Annotated in this window: 14 protein-coding genes; 1 reads left to right on the forward strand and 13 read right to left on the reverse strand. The window is 49.5% G+C overall.

Annotated elements, in window-relative coordinates; all coding sequences use genetic code 11:
• Positions 1 to 72 precede the first annotated feature (72 nt).
• From ACKX2L_RS08305 to mtaB, 4 genes are all read right to left on the reverse strand, one after another.
• Positions 73 to 327, reverse strand: a complete 255-nt coding sequence (locus ACKX2L_RS08305) for a DUF1292 domain-containing protein (RefSeq protein ID WP_497551342.1) — start codon at positions 325 to 327, stop codon at positions 73 to 75.
• 1 nt (position 328) lies between these two features.
• Positions 329 to 757: a Holliday junction resolvase RuvX gene (gene ruvX, locus ACKX2L_RS08310; protein WP_497551341.1), complete on the reverse strand. Its 429-nt coding sequence runs from the start codon at positions 755 to 757 to the stop codon at positions 329 to 331.
• Positions 757 to 1,026: an IreB family regulatory phosphoprotein gene (locus ACKX2L_RS08315; protein WP_497551363.1), complete on the reverse strand. Its 270-nt coding sequence runs from the start codon at positions 1,024 to 1,026 to the stop codon at positions 757 to 759. Before ACKX2L_RS08315 ends, ruvX begins: the two co-directional genes overlap by 1 nt.
• A 79-nt stretch (positions 1,027 to 1,105) precedes the next feature.
• Entirely contained in the window at positions 1,106 to 2,446 is a 1,341-nt protein-coding gene (mtaB, locus tag ACKX2L_RS08320) for a tRNA (N(6)-L-threonylcarbamoyladenosine(37)-C(2))-methylthiotransferase MtaB (protein ID WP_497553064.1), read from the reverse strand.
• Positions 2,447 to 2,567: 121 nt separating this feature from the next.
• On the opposite strand from mtaB, the gene ACKX2L_RS08325 reads away from it, so the two are divergent.
• Entirely contained in the window at positions 2,568 to 2,804 is a 237-nt protein-coding gene (locus tag ACKX2L_RS08325; RefSeq protein ID WP_497551339.1) for an HPr family phosphocarrier protein, read from the forward strand.
• A gap of 102 nt (positions 2,805 to 2,906) precedes the next feature.
• Here the strand turns inward: ACKX2L_RS08325 and thiI are convergent, their stop codons facing one another.
• The 9 genes from thiI to hemW all read right to left on the reverse strand — a co-directional run bounded on the left by thiI (position 2,907) and on the right by hemW (position 13,796).
• The gene (gene thiI, locus ACKX2L_RS08330; protein WP_497553065.1) at positions 2,907 to 4,094 is read right to left on the reverse strand and encodes a tRNA uracil 4-sulfurtransferase ThiI; all 1,188 of its coding nucleotides are present in this window, start codon (positions 4,092 to 4,094) and stop codon (positions 2,907 to 2,909) included.
• 13 nt (positions 4,095 to 4,107) lie between these two features.
• Positions 4,108 to 5,262 carry a cysteine desulfurase family protein gene (locus ACKX2L_RS08335; protein WP_497553066.1) on the reverse strand — a complete coding sequence of 385 codons (1,155 nt, stop codon included), beginning with the start codon at positions 5,260 to 5,262 and terminating at the stop codon, positions 4,108 to 4,110.
• Between the two features lie 111 nt (positions 5,263 to 5,373).
• A complete protein-coding gene (locus tag ACKX2L_RS08340) occupies positions 5,374 to 6,123 on the reverse strand; it encodes an RsmE family RNA methyltransferase (protein ID WP_497553067.1) in 750 nt (249 codons plus the stop codon).
• Between the two features lie 77 nt (positions 6,124 to 6,200).
• Positions 6,201 to 7,244 (reverse strand): 50S ribosomal protein L11 methyltransferase, encoded by a 1,044-nt coding sequence (locus ACKX2L_RS08345; RefSeq protein WP_497553068.1) that lies wholly within the window; start codon positions 7,242 to 7,244, stop codon positions 6,201 to 6,203.
• Between the two features lie 12 nt (positions 7,245 to 7,256).
• Positions 7,257 to 8,432, reverse strand: coding sequence for a molecular chaperone DnaJ (gene dnaJ / locus ACKX2L_RS08350; RefSeq protein WP_497553069.1), 1,176 nt, complete (start codon positions 8,430 to 8,432; stop codon positions 7,257 to 7,259).
• Positions 8,433 to 8,576: 144 nt separating this feature from the next.
• Entirely contained in the window at positions 8,577 to 10,487 is a 1,911-nt protein-coding gene (gene dnaK / locus ACKX2L_RS08355; RefSeq protein WP_497553070.1) for a molecular chaperone DnaK, read from the reverse strand.
• A gap of 93 nt (positions 10,488 to 10,580) precedes the next feature.
• Entirely contained in the window at positions 10,581 to 11,279 is a 699-nt protein-coding gene (gene grpE / locus ACKX2L_RS08360; RefSeq protein ID WP_497553092.1) for a nucleotide exchange factor GrpE, read from the reverse strand.
• A 63-nt stretch (positions 11,280 to 11,342) separates the two neighbouring features.
• Positions 11,343 to 12,431, reverse strand: coding sequence for a heat-inducible transcriptional repressor HrcA (gene hrcA, locus ACKX2L_RS08365; protein WP_497551332.1), 1,089 nt, complete (start codon positions 12,429 to 12,431; stop codon positions 11,343 to 11,345).
• A 138-nt stretch (positions 12,432 to 12,569) separates the two neighbouring features.
• Complete coding sequence (gene hemW / locus ACKX2L_RS08370) at positions 12,570 to 13,796, reverse strand: radical SAM family heme chaperone HemW (protein ID WP_497551331.1); 1,227 nt, start codon at positions 13,794 to 13,796, stop codon at positions 12,570 to 12,572.
• Positions 13,797 to 13,803: the final 7 nt, after the last annotated feature.

Genomic DNA, 13,803 nt, shown 5'->3' on the forward strand with positions numbered 1-13,803 from the left:
GTTTCAATTGTTACATCTCTTAGGATCACATGCCCTGTACTGCCCCGCAGTCCGGACTGCTATGATCGATCATTATTCAAAGTCCGTATCCTCTAACAGTTCCTTAAAGACAAGGAGGACTGCCGAGTATTCGGTCTCATCATCCACTGCTACATAGGTCGCTTCATCGCCGTCATCGCCGGGGATCTCGCGGAAAATATAGGCATCGGAATCTCCCTCTGCCTCTTCGGAGAGAAGAAGGTAATGATTTCCATTTAAGCTTGTCTCCTCCAAAACATAGAGTTCCGAAGTCTCACCATTTTCATCTTGCAATTGAATGGAGTCCATACTACTTTCCTTCCTCTCGGTGCATATAGCTCTCAAGGATCAAAATTGCTGCGATCTCATCGACATAAGCCTTCTGATCCTTCTTTTTGACTCCGACTTCTTCCATGATCTCATAGGCATCCACCGTGGTCAGCCTCTCATCCTCCAGATATACCGGAAGGCCGGTCTTCTCTTCCAAAAGAGCCTTGAATTCCAGCGTATCCTCGACACGGAAGCCGGAGGAACCATTCATATTCAAAGGTTTTCCGAGCACGATTGCCTTGACATCATACTCATCAATCAGTTCCCGGATGCGGGCAATGGTCTTACGCAGTTTTTTCGGTTTTTCCCGCCGGATAATTTCCAGTCCCTGGGCTGTAAGACCAAGACCGTCCGTGACTGCCACGCCAACGGTCTTAGTTCCATAGTCCAGTCCGAGTATCCGGTCCATCAGTCCTGATTCCAGGCTTCGTTTTTGATATAAGCTCTGAGGAGTTCCTCGACGAGCTCATCCCTCTCCACCTGAATGATCAGAGACCGGGCATTCTTATAGCTGGTGATAAAAGTCGGATCTCCGGACATGATATAGCCTACGATCTGGCTGACCGGGTTGTATCCCTTTTCCGATAATGCGGAATAAACCTGGCGAAGGATCTCCTTCACGCCAACTCTGGGTTCTTTCCGAACCTTGTAATACTGTGTGTTACCTAAGTCCTGCATAATGAAACGCCTGTCCTTTGTATTGATCCGGAGCGAAAGAGACGATCTCAATTCCATCCCGGACACCTTTTCAATATGCCTATCTTACCCTTTCACAGGTATCTCTGTCAAGAAGCACGATATCATCGGTCAGCATGGAAGTGGCGCGCCCCCTAACCAGGCGATTCTGCAGGTTTTCGTCTGAAATATAGGCCATGCGGACATATTCCCTGGTATAGCCGACCCAGTAGCTCTTGCCCTGGATCTCCATCTTCTCCTCTGCCAGGATCTCCTGTTCGCTCCCCAGGATCTCCTCGCGGTATTCCCTCGACATCTTTTTCCCGATGGCGATCAGGTCACGGCTCCGGACGGTCTTTGTTTCTTCCGGGATCTGGTCCGGCATGCTGTCGGCCTTTGTACCCTTTCTTCGGGAGAATTTAAAGACATGAAGCTCATAGAAACGGATCTTTTCGACAAAGGATCGGGATTCTTCGTAATCCGCATCGCTTTCACCGGGGAAGCCGACAATGACATCTGTGGTAATGGCCGGATGGTCGAAGGCCTGGCGGATCAGACGACAGGTCTCTTCGTATTCTTCCGCCGTATATTTCCGATTCATGCTCTTTAGGGTCCGGTTGCAGCCGCTCTGCAAAGAGAGATGGAAATGGGGGCAAAATTCAGGAACTTTAGAGATCCTCTCAATGAAGTCTGCTGTAAAAATCTGTGGCTCTACGGAACCCAGCCGGACTCTCTCCACGCCGTCCACCTTAGCGACCTCTTCGATCAGATCCTGAAGGCCATAAGGGCCGGGCACGCCGTAACGAACCATGCCATAAGAGGAGAGATGGATACCGGTCAGGACAAATTCCCGATAGCCCTGTTTTGCAAGTTCTCTTGTCTCGGAAACGACCTCTTCGATGGAACGGGACCGGATCCGGCCTCTTGCAAAGGGAATCACGCAGTAACTGCAGAACTGGTCGCAGCCGTCCTGCACTTTTAAGAAAGCCCGGGTATGCTCGGCGGTTTTCGTGAGATAGAGATTTTCAAAATTCAGATGTCCTTCATTGACATCGATGACATCCAGCTCACGCTCGTGGTCTTTCAGAAAGCGATGGAGTTCCGGCAGAAGTTCGTCCTTCTTATTATTGCCAAGGATGATATCGACGGAAAGGTCTTCCTTCAGGCTTTCCAAACCGGTCTGGACATAGCAGCCTGCTGCAATGACAACGGCATCCGGATTCTTCTTTCTGGCCCGATGGATCATCTGCCGGGATTTATGATCTGCCATATTGGTAACAGAGCAGGTATTGATGACATAGACGTCTGCTTCTTCATCGAAGGGGACAATGGTATATCCGTCTTTTGCCAATAAGGCTTCCATGGCTTCTGTTTCATATGCATTGACTTTACAGCCAAGATTGTGGAGCGCTGCTCTCTTCAAAATATCCCTCTGCTTTCTTTTTCAAAACCTGAAATGATTGACTTTCGTATCTGAATGCACTAAATTAAATTTAATCAGTTTGATTACCCGTTCATCCACAATAATAGATAAGGAGATCATTATGAAAACTGTACAGATTTCATTAAATTCTATCGATAAGGTTAAGTCTTTCGTCAATACCATTAATACCATGGATTCCGACTTCGACCTGATCTCCGGCAGATATGTCATCGATGCCAAGAGCATCATGGGTATCTTCAGCCTGGATCTGTCCAAGCCCATCGACCTCGCCATCCATGCAGACAAGGATGTTGACAAGATCTTAGAGCAGTTAAAGCCTTATCTCGTTGAACAGTAATTGCCGGAGAGAATGCCGGAAAGAACAAAAATTCAGGAAAAAGGATCTGGTCCGTTTTCGGATCAGGTCCTTTTCTTTTTCCTCTGCTTCTTACTCTGCTTTTTACTCTGCTTCCACCAGGATCGTCTCTGTGGATTCGATGGCTTTCTGCATGAGATCCGGCAGAACTTCATCCAGATTCCTTTCGGACTTCTTGATCCGGTCCAGATGGGGCTTAGTGACCGGATGCTTGGCAACGAAAATCGTGCAGCAGTCTTCATAAGGCAGGATGGAAGTCTCGTAAGTACCAATCTTCAGAGACCGGTCAATGATCTCCTGCTTGTCAAAACCGATCAGAGGACGGTAAACCGGAAGCGTGGCAGCTTCGTTTGTTACCAGAAGGGACTGCATGGTCTGGGAGGCAACCTGACCGATGCTCTCTCCTGTCACAAGACCGATGTCCCCGTCTTCTTTTGCAAAATGTTCTGCCAGATACATCATGATCCGTCTCATGATGATGGTCAGCTCATCGTGAGGGCATTTCTCATAGATCGCCAGCTGGATATCCGTGAAATTAATGACATGGAGACGGATGGGTCCGCTGTAACGGGCTACGATCTTGGCAAGGTCAACCACCTTCTTTTTTGCACGCTCGGAAGTATAAGGAGGTGCATGGAAATAGGTGGCATCGATGGTGACCCCACGCTTTGCAATCATATAACCGGCAACCGGGCTGTCGATCCCTCCGGACAAAAGCAGCATGGCTCTGCCGTTGGTGCCGACCGGCATACCGCCGGGGCCGGGGAATTTCTCGGAATAGAAGCTGATCTTATCCCGGATCTCCACATGGATCTCCTTCATGGGGTGATGGACATCGACCTTCATTTCCGGGAAACGATCCAGGATCCTTCCGCCAAGTTCCATGTTGATCTCCATGGAATTCATAGGATAATTCTTCCGGGCACGTTTTGCCAGGACTTTGAAGGTAAAGTTCTTATCGGTATATGTTTCATCCAGATAATCCAGAATCTCCCTGGAGAGTTCGTCAAAGCCGCGGTCCTCGGTCAAAACGGCCGGACAGATCTCCACAATGCCGAAGACCCGTTCCAGGGCCTCCAGGGCGCCTTCGTAATCAAAAGCTCCCTCTGCTTCGACATAGATCCGTCCCTGCTCTTTCTCTACAAAAAAGTTTCCGTCCACCGGTTTCAAACTGACCACAATATTATGGACCAGGGCGTCTTCGAAGACGTGGCGGTTTTTCCCCTTTAGGCCGATCTCGCCATATTTCACTACAAATGCCTGATATGACATGGTTTCCTCTCTTTCAGTGTCTTTGATATTTACGAAGGATGGGAAGCAGGACCTTCAGCTGTTCTAAGGCATAATCTATTTCTTCCATGCTTGTAAAAACAGAAAAGCTGAAACGCACCGTTTCATCCAGATATTCATGAACTGTGTGGATCGATGTCAAAGTCCTCGAAACCGCAGGCCGGTTGGAGGAGCAGGCAGAGCCGCTGGAGACATAGACGCCCCGTTCCTCCAGGGCATGAAGAAGGACTTCTGCCCTGACACCCCGGAAGGAGACCGATACGATCTGGGGAGCGCTGTCCTCTCCGGTCCGTCCGTTGACATGGGTCCCTTCGAGTTCTTCTACGCCGGAAATAAAATGTTTTTTCAAAGCAAACAGGTGCTTTCGGTTTTCGTCCAGATGGCTGTACATATCCTCTGCTGCCTGACCGAGCCCGGCGATGGCAGGGACATTCTCTGTACCGGACCTCATACCGGATTCCTGGCCGCCGCCGAGAATCTCCGGCTGAATCCTTACTCCTTCATGAATGAAAAGGAAACCGGATCCCTTGGGCCCGTGGATCTTATGACCGCTCACGGACAAAAGGTCGATTCCAAAGCGGTCCGGATAGATCTCGAATTTACCGTAAGACTGGATGGCATCGACGTGGAAGTAGGTCTCCGGGTTCTTCGCCTTTATGATTTTCGCAGCCTCTTCGATCGGTTCCACAGCACCGATCTCGTTATTGACATGCATGATGGAGACCAGGATGGTGTCCGGCCGGATCATTTCTTTCAGGGCAGAAAGGTCGACGATGCCGTCCGAGTCCACCGGAAGGTATTCCACTTCAAAGCCCAGATCCGCCAAAGCCCTCATGGGATTATAAACGCTTGCATGCTCAATCGGCGTCACGAGGATATGCTTCCCCATCCTCTTTCTTGCCATGGCGGTTCCGATGATCGCCAGGTTATTCGACTCGGTTCCGCCGGATGTGAAAATGATCTCCTTCTCTTTGGCACGAAGGGTCTTTGCTATGATTTTCCGGCTGTTTCTTAAGTAATTCTCGGCTTCCATCCCCTTGTTATGAAGGGAAGAGGGATTGCCGAAGTCTGTTCGTAATACCTGCATCATCACTTTTGCTGCCTTCTCGCTGCAGCGAGTCGTAGCAGAATTATCGAGATATGCTTCCATTTTGCTCCTGTCTGTTTCTAAATATAGACCAATCTGTCTTTTCCTGTCTTTCGTCCGAGACTTATGCTCCGGTTCTTATGCAGGCAGCTTCTTATTTCTGCCAGGATCTCCTTACAAGACAGACTTCTCTTCCGATGCCATCATAACCAGTGTCATCGAAGCGATCGCTGCTGTATCTGTCCGTAAGATCCGATGGCCGAGGGAAATTATCTCGGCTTTCTTACTCTCTCTGAGATATGCAATCTCCTCCGCTGCAAATCCGCCTTCCGGTCCGATCAGAATCCCTATGGTCTGACCCGGCTCTACTTTTCGAAGAAGTTCCATGGTATAAGCTGCGCCTTGTGCATTTTCATACGGAACGAGCGAAATGTCAAGTGATAGAAGTCGATCGGCAGCTTCTTTGAAGGACAAAATCGGGCCGACTTTGGGCATCTTACTGCGCTTGGACTGTTTGGCAGCTCCGTCTGCAATCTTCTGCCAGCGCTGGATCCGGTTTTCTTTTTTCTTATCATCCAGCTTGACCACACAATACTTCATTTCAACCGGAATGATCTGTGAAGCCCCGAGTTCTACCGCCTTTTCTATGACTGTCTCCATACGGCTGCCCTTGGGAATGGCCTGGAAAAGAATGATGGGATTAAGGGCTTCCGTATCTTCGGTTTCCTCCACGATCTGTAAGGTCAGAGTATTGGACTCGAAAGAAATTGCCTGACAGATAAAATTTCTTTCCTGATCCGTGCTGACTCTGATTCTCTCTCCGGCCTTCAGGCGGATGGCCCGGCCCAGATGATTGGCATCTTCCCCTGTAACAAGGATCCTTCCGTTCACTATATCGCCTTCACGGACAAAGATCTGCTGCATAAATCCCTCCATAGCAAAATCAGGGACAGATCCCGTGGGATCTGATCCCTGAATTGAATCTTACTCTTATTTTTCTCTTATTTCTGAAATGTCAGATTCCACCAATCTCCCAGGCGGTTTTTCTCGATCAAATGGAAGCCGGCATTTGTCATGGCCACATCGACATCATCCTGACGGCCGTCGATAATTCCGCTGGTCAGGGCATAGCCCCCGGCCTTTACCGCCTCATACATGGCATCTGCCATGGGAATCAGAATATCGGACAGAATATTGGCGCAGATAATGTCATAGCGATTGCTTCCTACCTGCTTCTTCAGTTTTTGATCCCGGGTAAGATCGCCGATATAGAGACTTACCTTAGAATCTCCTTCCATGGAAAAATCGAGACCGCCAAGCCCGTTATTGGAAAGATTTTCCTCGACCGCATTCCGGCAGAGCGGATCAATGTCCGTATCCACCACATGATCCGCTCCGTAAAGGAGGGATACTATGGTCAGGATTCCACTGCCGCAGCCCAAGTCCAGGACCTCATCATGGTCCTTCATATATTTCTGGATCTGCTCGATCACAAGATGGGTCGTCTCATGCGCTCCGGTTCCGAAAGCCAGGCCCGGATCGATCAAAAGAAGTTTCTGCCCCTCGGAAAGCTTCTGATCCTTTTCCCAGGTTGGAGCGATCAAAAGATCACCTATCGTAAAGCTGTGGAAGTACTGTTTCCACTTGTTCTCCCAGTCTTCCTCCGCTGTCTCTTCCATGGTGATCTGCCCGCTTCCGATATCCATAGAGGAACGAAGACCATCCAGACGAAAACGAATCTCATCCAATAAAGTCTGGAGATTATCTCTGTTCCAACGGCTCTCTTCTGCTTCGATCCGGCTTCCGGAATTCATGAGGGAGGAAGTCGATCCTTCCGACAGGGGAAGGTAAAACCTGACCTCGGCACTGCCATCATCCTCGGGAAGGTCCGGATAGAGTTCCGGATAATCCCCTTCCACCTCCAGTCCGAAGACCGGACGGTTGTCGACAAATTCAATATTGTTGATATCCAGGGAGCCAAGAAGGGCAGAAACTGCCTCTTCTGCTTCTTCTGTTGTATGGATGGTAAAACAAGTCCAGGTCATTTGATTCTCCTGTCAGCGCTTCTTTCGTCCGAAAGGACCTCTCTTCTTCTTTTCTGTTGCCTCCGGCTGTACAACCGGTTTCTGCAAGGTATTTCCATTCACCGCATCGAAGGCTCGTAAAGCTTCCTTGGCTTCCAAAGTCAGACCGGTCGGCACAAGGACCCGAAGGGTTACATACTGGTCGCCACGGATATTGGCATTCCGAATGGTCGGTATGCCCTTTCCACGAAGACGGATCCTGGTATTGGGCTGGGTCCCCGGTTTTACTTCATAGAGGACCTGACCATCCAGGGTCTTGATCAGAATCTCGCCGCCCAGTGCTGCCTGTGCAAAAGAGATATCTGCAATCGAATAGACATCGAAGCCCTCTCGATGGAATTCCGGAGATTGGGAAACACGAACCTCCACCAGAAGATCACCGCGAGGACCGCCATTTTGTCCCGGTTCTCCCTTGCCACGGATCCGGATACTCTGTCCGTCATCGATACCGGCAGGAATTGCCACTTCGATCCTCTTTTTCTTGGAAATAAAGCCCGTTCCATTACAATCACTGCACTTATGCTCAATGATCTGACCGCTGCCGCCGCATTCCGGACAGGTAGTCACATTCTGTACGGTTCCAAAGAAGGACTGCTGCTGCATCACGATCCGGCCCTTACCGCCGCAACGGTGACAGGTCGTTTTCTTGGTTCCGGGCTTTGCGCCGCTGCCGTGACAGGTCGGACACTCTTCCTTCAGATAGAGATCCAGTTCCTTGTTGCAGCCAAAGGCAGCTTCTTCAAAGCTGATCCGAACCGAAGAGCGTACATTGGCTCCCTGCCGCGGTCCATTGGGATTGGACCGGGCACCGCCGCCGAAAATATCGCCGAAACCGGAAAAACCACCACCGAAAATATCATTGAAAATATCGCTGAAGTCGGTACCGCTGAAGTCAAAACCGCCGCCACCGGCTCCGCCATCAAATGCCGCATGACCGAACTGATCATACTTGGCCCGCTTGTCCTTATCGGAGAGGACCGCATAGGCCTCCGAAGCTTCCTTAAATTTTTCTTCTGCTTCCTTATCACCGGGATGCATATCCGGATGGTATTTCTTGGCAAGCTTACGATATGCTTTTTTTATCGTGTCTTCATCGGCATTCCGATCGACGCCGAGCACTTCGTAATAGTCACGTTTCTGTTCTGCCATGTTAATTCTGCCTATCTATTGTCGCCGGATGATAATAAAAGATCCGGCTTGGTTTACATTTTCTATATATGCCATAAGCCATACACCGGCAGGACCGGAGTATGGCTTGGCTTTACTTCTTCCTTGTATTACAAGGGATCAACTTCAGACTTCCTTGTAGTCAGCATCAACGACATCGTCGTTTCCGCCATTGCCGCCATTGTTGCTTGTGCCTGTGCTGCCTGCGTTGCCTGCATTTCCGGCATTTCCTGCATTCGCACCTGCGCCGGCCTGGCTCTGAGCAGCTGCCTGAGCAGCCTCATACATCTTGGTAAATACCTGCTGAGCTGCGGTCTCCAGTTTCTCCTTCTGTGCCTTGATATCATTGACTTCCTGATCCGAGAGATCATTGTTGTCCTTGTACTTAGCCAGGAGATCCTGCATTGCCTTAAGCTCGGTCTCTACCTTAGCCTTCTCGTCTGCGGAAACCTTGTCACCGACTTCATCGAGGGCCTTCTTGGTCTGTACGCAGAAAGCGTCTGCATCGTTCTTGGTGTCAATGGCTTCCTTCCGCTTCTTATCCTGAGCCTCGTATTCCTGAGCCTCTTTGACTGCCTTATTGATCTCATCATCGGACATGTTGGAGCCTGCGGTGATGGTGATGTGCTGTTCCTTGCCGGTACCAAGATCCTTAGCGGATACATTTACAATACCGTTGGCATCGATATCGAAGGTAACTTCGATCTGAGGAACTCCTCTCGGAGCCGGTGCGATACCATCCAGACGGAAGTTTCCAAGGGTCTTATTATCTCTTGCGAACTGACGCTCACCCTGTACAACATGGATATCAACGGCCGTCTGGTTATCCTCTGCAGTAGAGAAGATCTGGCTCTTCTTGGTAGGAATGGTCGTATTCCGCTCGATCAGACGAGTTGCAACACCGCCCATGGTCTCGATGGAAAGAGACAGAGGGGTTACATCCAGAAGAAGGATGTCGCCGGCACCTGCATCGCCTGCAAGCTTACCACCCTGAATGGATGCACCGATTGCAACGGCTTCATCCGGGTTCAGAGACTTGGAAGGTTCCTTACCGGTCAGGCTCTTAACCTTCTCCTGTACAGCCGGGATACGGGTAGAACCGCCGACCAGAAGAACCTTGGAGATATCGTTACTGGTCAGTCCGGCATCACGCAGAGCATTCTGTACCGGAACTGCGGTACGCTCAACCAGATCCATGGTCAGTTCATCGAATTTTGCTCTGGTAAGATCCATATCCAGGTGCTTAGGCTGTCCGTCTACAGCGGTGATGAAAGGAAGGTTGATATTGGTCGTTGTTGCAGAAGAAAGCTCTTTCTTTGCCTTCTCTGCTGCTTCCTTCAGACGCTGCATAGCCATCTTATCCTGGGAGAGGTCTACGCCCTCGCTTGCCTTAAATTCGGAAACCATCCAGTCGATGATCTTGTTATCGAAGTCATCACCGCCAAGATGAGTATCACCATTGGTTGCCAGAACTTCGATGACGCCGTCGCCGATCTCGATGACAGATACATCGAAGGTACCACCGCCTAAGTCATAGACCAGAATCTTCTGCTCGTTTTCATTGTCCAGGCCGTAAGCCAGTGCTGCTGCGGTCGGCTCGTTAATGATACGCTTTACATCAAGTCCTGCGATCTTACCGGCATCCTTGGTTGCCTGACGCTGAGCATCGTTGAAGTATGCAGGAACGGTGATAACTGCTTCGGTGACCTTCTCGCCCAGGTAGTTCTCTGCGTCTGCCTTCAGTTTCTGAAGGATCATTGCAGAAATCTGCTGAGGAGAATACTGCTTGCCGTCGATGGTAACATGATAATCCCGGCCCATCTGACGCTTGATGGAAGAAATGGTATGGTCTGCATTTGTTACTGCCTGACGCTTTGCCGGCTCACCGACCAGACGCTCGCCGTTTTTTGTAAAAGCGACAACAGACGGCGTTGTCCGCGCGCCTTCCTGGTTTGCGATAACGGTGGGCTTACCACCTTCCATAACAGCTACACAGCTATTTGTAGTACCTAAGTCAATACCAATAATCTTACTCATAACGTTTTCCTCCTGTTTTGAGTTATTGATCTATTTCTATTTATCTTCCAAAAGAAAGTTAAGTTTTCACTGTCCAATCAAGAGATCCGTCGACTAGTTGGCAACCTTAACCATGGCATGTCGGATAACGACATCGTGGAAGGTGTAGCCCTTCTGCAGGACCTCAGCCACTTCGTTTTCACCGAGGGATTCATCTTCCACATGCATAACGGCATTGTGGAAATTCGGATCAAATTCCTTTCCCTTGGCATCGATCTCCTTGACATCCAGATCATCCAGGGTCTTGATCAGGCCTTTATAGATCTTTTCGATGCCGTCTGCATAAGCATTGTCTTCGCCTTCGGGGCGAAGGGCAATGGCACGCTCGAAATTGTCAACGACCGGAAGGATCTTTTCGAGAATATGGCGGGCACCCGCATCGAACATCTCGCTCTTTTCCTTATCTGTCCTTTTCCGGAAGTTGTCGAACTCGGCCATCTGTCTCTGCACACGGTCGGTCAGATCGGCGATCTTCTGATCTCTGGGATCCGGTTTCTTTTTAAAGAAACCTTTCGATTTCTTATCGTCTTTCTCTTCTGTCTCGTCTTTTTCTTCCTTATTCTCCTTACCGTTTTCTTCTTCCTGATCCGGCTTGTCTTCGGATTTTTTGGAAGAATCTTCTGCAGCTTGGGGTTTATTCTCTGTCGGATTCTCTTCTGTTGATTTCGGATCTTTTGCTTTCTGTTCAGAATCCTCTGCCTTTTCTTCCGAAGTCTTAACCTTGTTCTCTTCGGTCAGGTCTTCATTTTTCAGAGAATCGGAAGTCTGGTTTTTCTTCATTTCTTCTGCCAAAATACTACCGCCTTTCTGTCGATTCTATTTGCTCTGACTGCCATTATCGTCCGGTTCCTTTCCGGGACTGATTGAAAGTTCCGGCTTCTTTAAGGTGCCCTCCAACTGGTCTTTCAGACTGCTCAGGCTGTCCATAACTTTCTGATAATCCATTCGCTTAGGTCCGATGATTCCGATCGTTCCCTTCACGCCATCGCCAAGTTCATAGGTAGCTGTCACAACGCTGACATCCTTCATGTTCTTGACCGGGTTTTCATCGCCGATATAAACCTGAAGACCCTTTCCGGTCTCCTGGGCATCTTCCTCAGCTTCTGTGATAAGCTCTGCCAGATCACCCTTGTCTTCAAACTTCTGAAGGAACTCGCTTGCCTTCTGTGAATCCGAAAGCTCCGGATAACGGAAGATATTGGTTGCTCCGCTGGTATAGATCTCGAGGTCATCATCCGTAATGGTGTCGGCTATGGTTTCCAAAACCGATTCAATAATATCGGAATTGTCTTCCGCCTGGCCCCGGATCTTCTGGATCAGTCCCAAATTGATGTCCTGAACCGTCAAGCCGTTTAAGGTTGTATTCAGGAGCATGTTCAGCTTCAAAAGTTCTTCGTTATTGACCGGCTCCGTGATGCGGATCATTTTGTTTCGGACTACATTTCCATCCATCACGACAACGGACAAGAGGTGACTCTCATCAACAGCGGAGAGCTGTACGAACTTGACCCGGTTTCTTGTAATGGAAGGAGCTGAGATCACGGTCGGAAGCTGGGTGTTTTTAGCAAGGTACTGAACGATCATCTTCAGGACCTTCTCCATCTTCTCGGTCTTCTGTGTCAGACTGGTACGAACTTCCATGACTTCCCGGTCCCGATCCCTGATCAGGTTATCGACATAGTAGCGATAGCCCTGGTCAGTAGGAACTCTTCCGGCAGAAGTATGCGGGGATTCAATATAACCCATGTCTTCCAGATCTGACATCTCATTCCGAATCGTGGCTGAGCTGAGGTCCAGACCCGGCGCCTTGGAAATGGTACGGGATCCGACCGGCTCTCCGGTCTTCAGATAGGTGTCAATGATGACGTTCAGTATTTTTTTCTTACGGTCATCGAGTTCTTCCATAACTGTCATCCTTTTTCTTGTTAGCACTCATTTAATCAGAGTGCTAATTGTTTCTGTGATTAATCTATCACCCTTGGCAAAGGATGTCAACTCTAATGATGGGAATTTTTAAGAATTTTTTATGAATTGTGTGTTTGGTTACAAGAGGAAGTCTGCCAGGATCTCATTTGACACTTCTCTCCCTCTTCGGGTCAGAAGCAAGCGGCCTTCGGCAAGGCAGATCATGCCTTCCTTCTGATATCGATCCACCACAGATCCATAGACAGACAAGAGTGGAATACCAAAATAAGATGCAAAGGCATCCAAAGAAACCCCTTCATTCATGCGAAGGCCGAGAAACATAAATTCTTCCATGGCATCTTTTTTAGACAGACGCTGGAAGTCTGTAAGGGTCTTTGGCATATCGAGCCCTGCTTTTTCCTGATCTCCCGGGTCAGACAGATTGCCCTTGTCTGCATCTTTCCAGTAAGCCAGATACTGCCGGAAGTCTCTCGTTTCATTCCAACGGGTCTCATCTATAAGGGAAGCCGCACCAAGACCGAGGCCAAGATACTCTTTTCTTTTCCAATAGCCGACATTGTGACGGCAGCGATAGCCCGGTCGGGCAAAATTCGACACTTCGTACTGGCGATAGCCCTTCTGACGGAGATAATCCTCTGTCATCCGGGTCATTTCATACTCCGTATCCTCATCCGGCAAAAAGGCCGGTTCTTCTCCTGCCAGCCGCTTCTCTTCGTCCTTATGATAGCGGTCATAAAAGGGTGTCCCCTCCTCAATGATCAGATCGTAGGCGCTGATATGGGTCGGCCCCAGAAGCACGACCTTGGCCAGACTTCGCTTGAGGGATTCCAGGGTCTGTCCGGGGATTCCTGTCATGAGGTCTACATTGATATTAGAAAAATTTGCCCTCCGGGCGCTCTCGAAGGTCCTTAAGAAGCGCCGGTAATCATGGATCCGGCCCAGGGTCTTAAGTTCCTCGTCATTTGCGCTCTGGAGGCCGATCGAAAGGCGGTTGATCCCCATGGACCGGTAGTCGAGCATGGCCTGATAAGAAGCCGTCCCGGGATTCACTTCCATGGTGCATTCCAGGCCTTTTTCCATGTGAAATGAAGACCTGACCGCACGAAGGATCTCATCCATCAAGGACACTTCCAGCCAGCTGGGTGTCCCGCCGCCGATGAAAATCGTAGAGACGGCCGGATGATCGAGTTTCTCGCCCCAGTAAGTGATCTCATGGATCAGGGCACGGGTATATGCCTCCCGGTCATCTGCATCGGAAGAAAAGGACAGAAAGTCGCAGTAGGCGCACTTCTGCACACAGAAGGGAATATGGATATATAATTCGATGGAAGTTGTATGATTCATGCTGATA

The organism is Porcibacter vitabionis (genome assembly GCF_046263795.1).
GTDB lineage: Bacteria > Bacillota > Clostridia > Lachnospirales > Lachnospiraceae > Lachnocurva.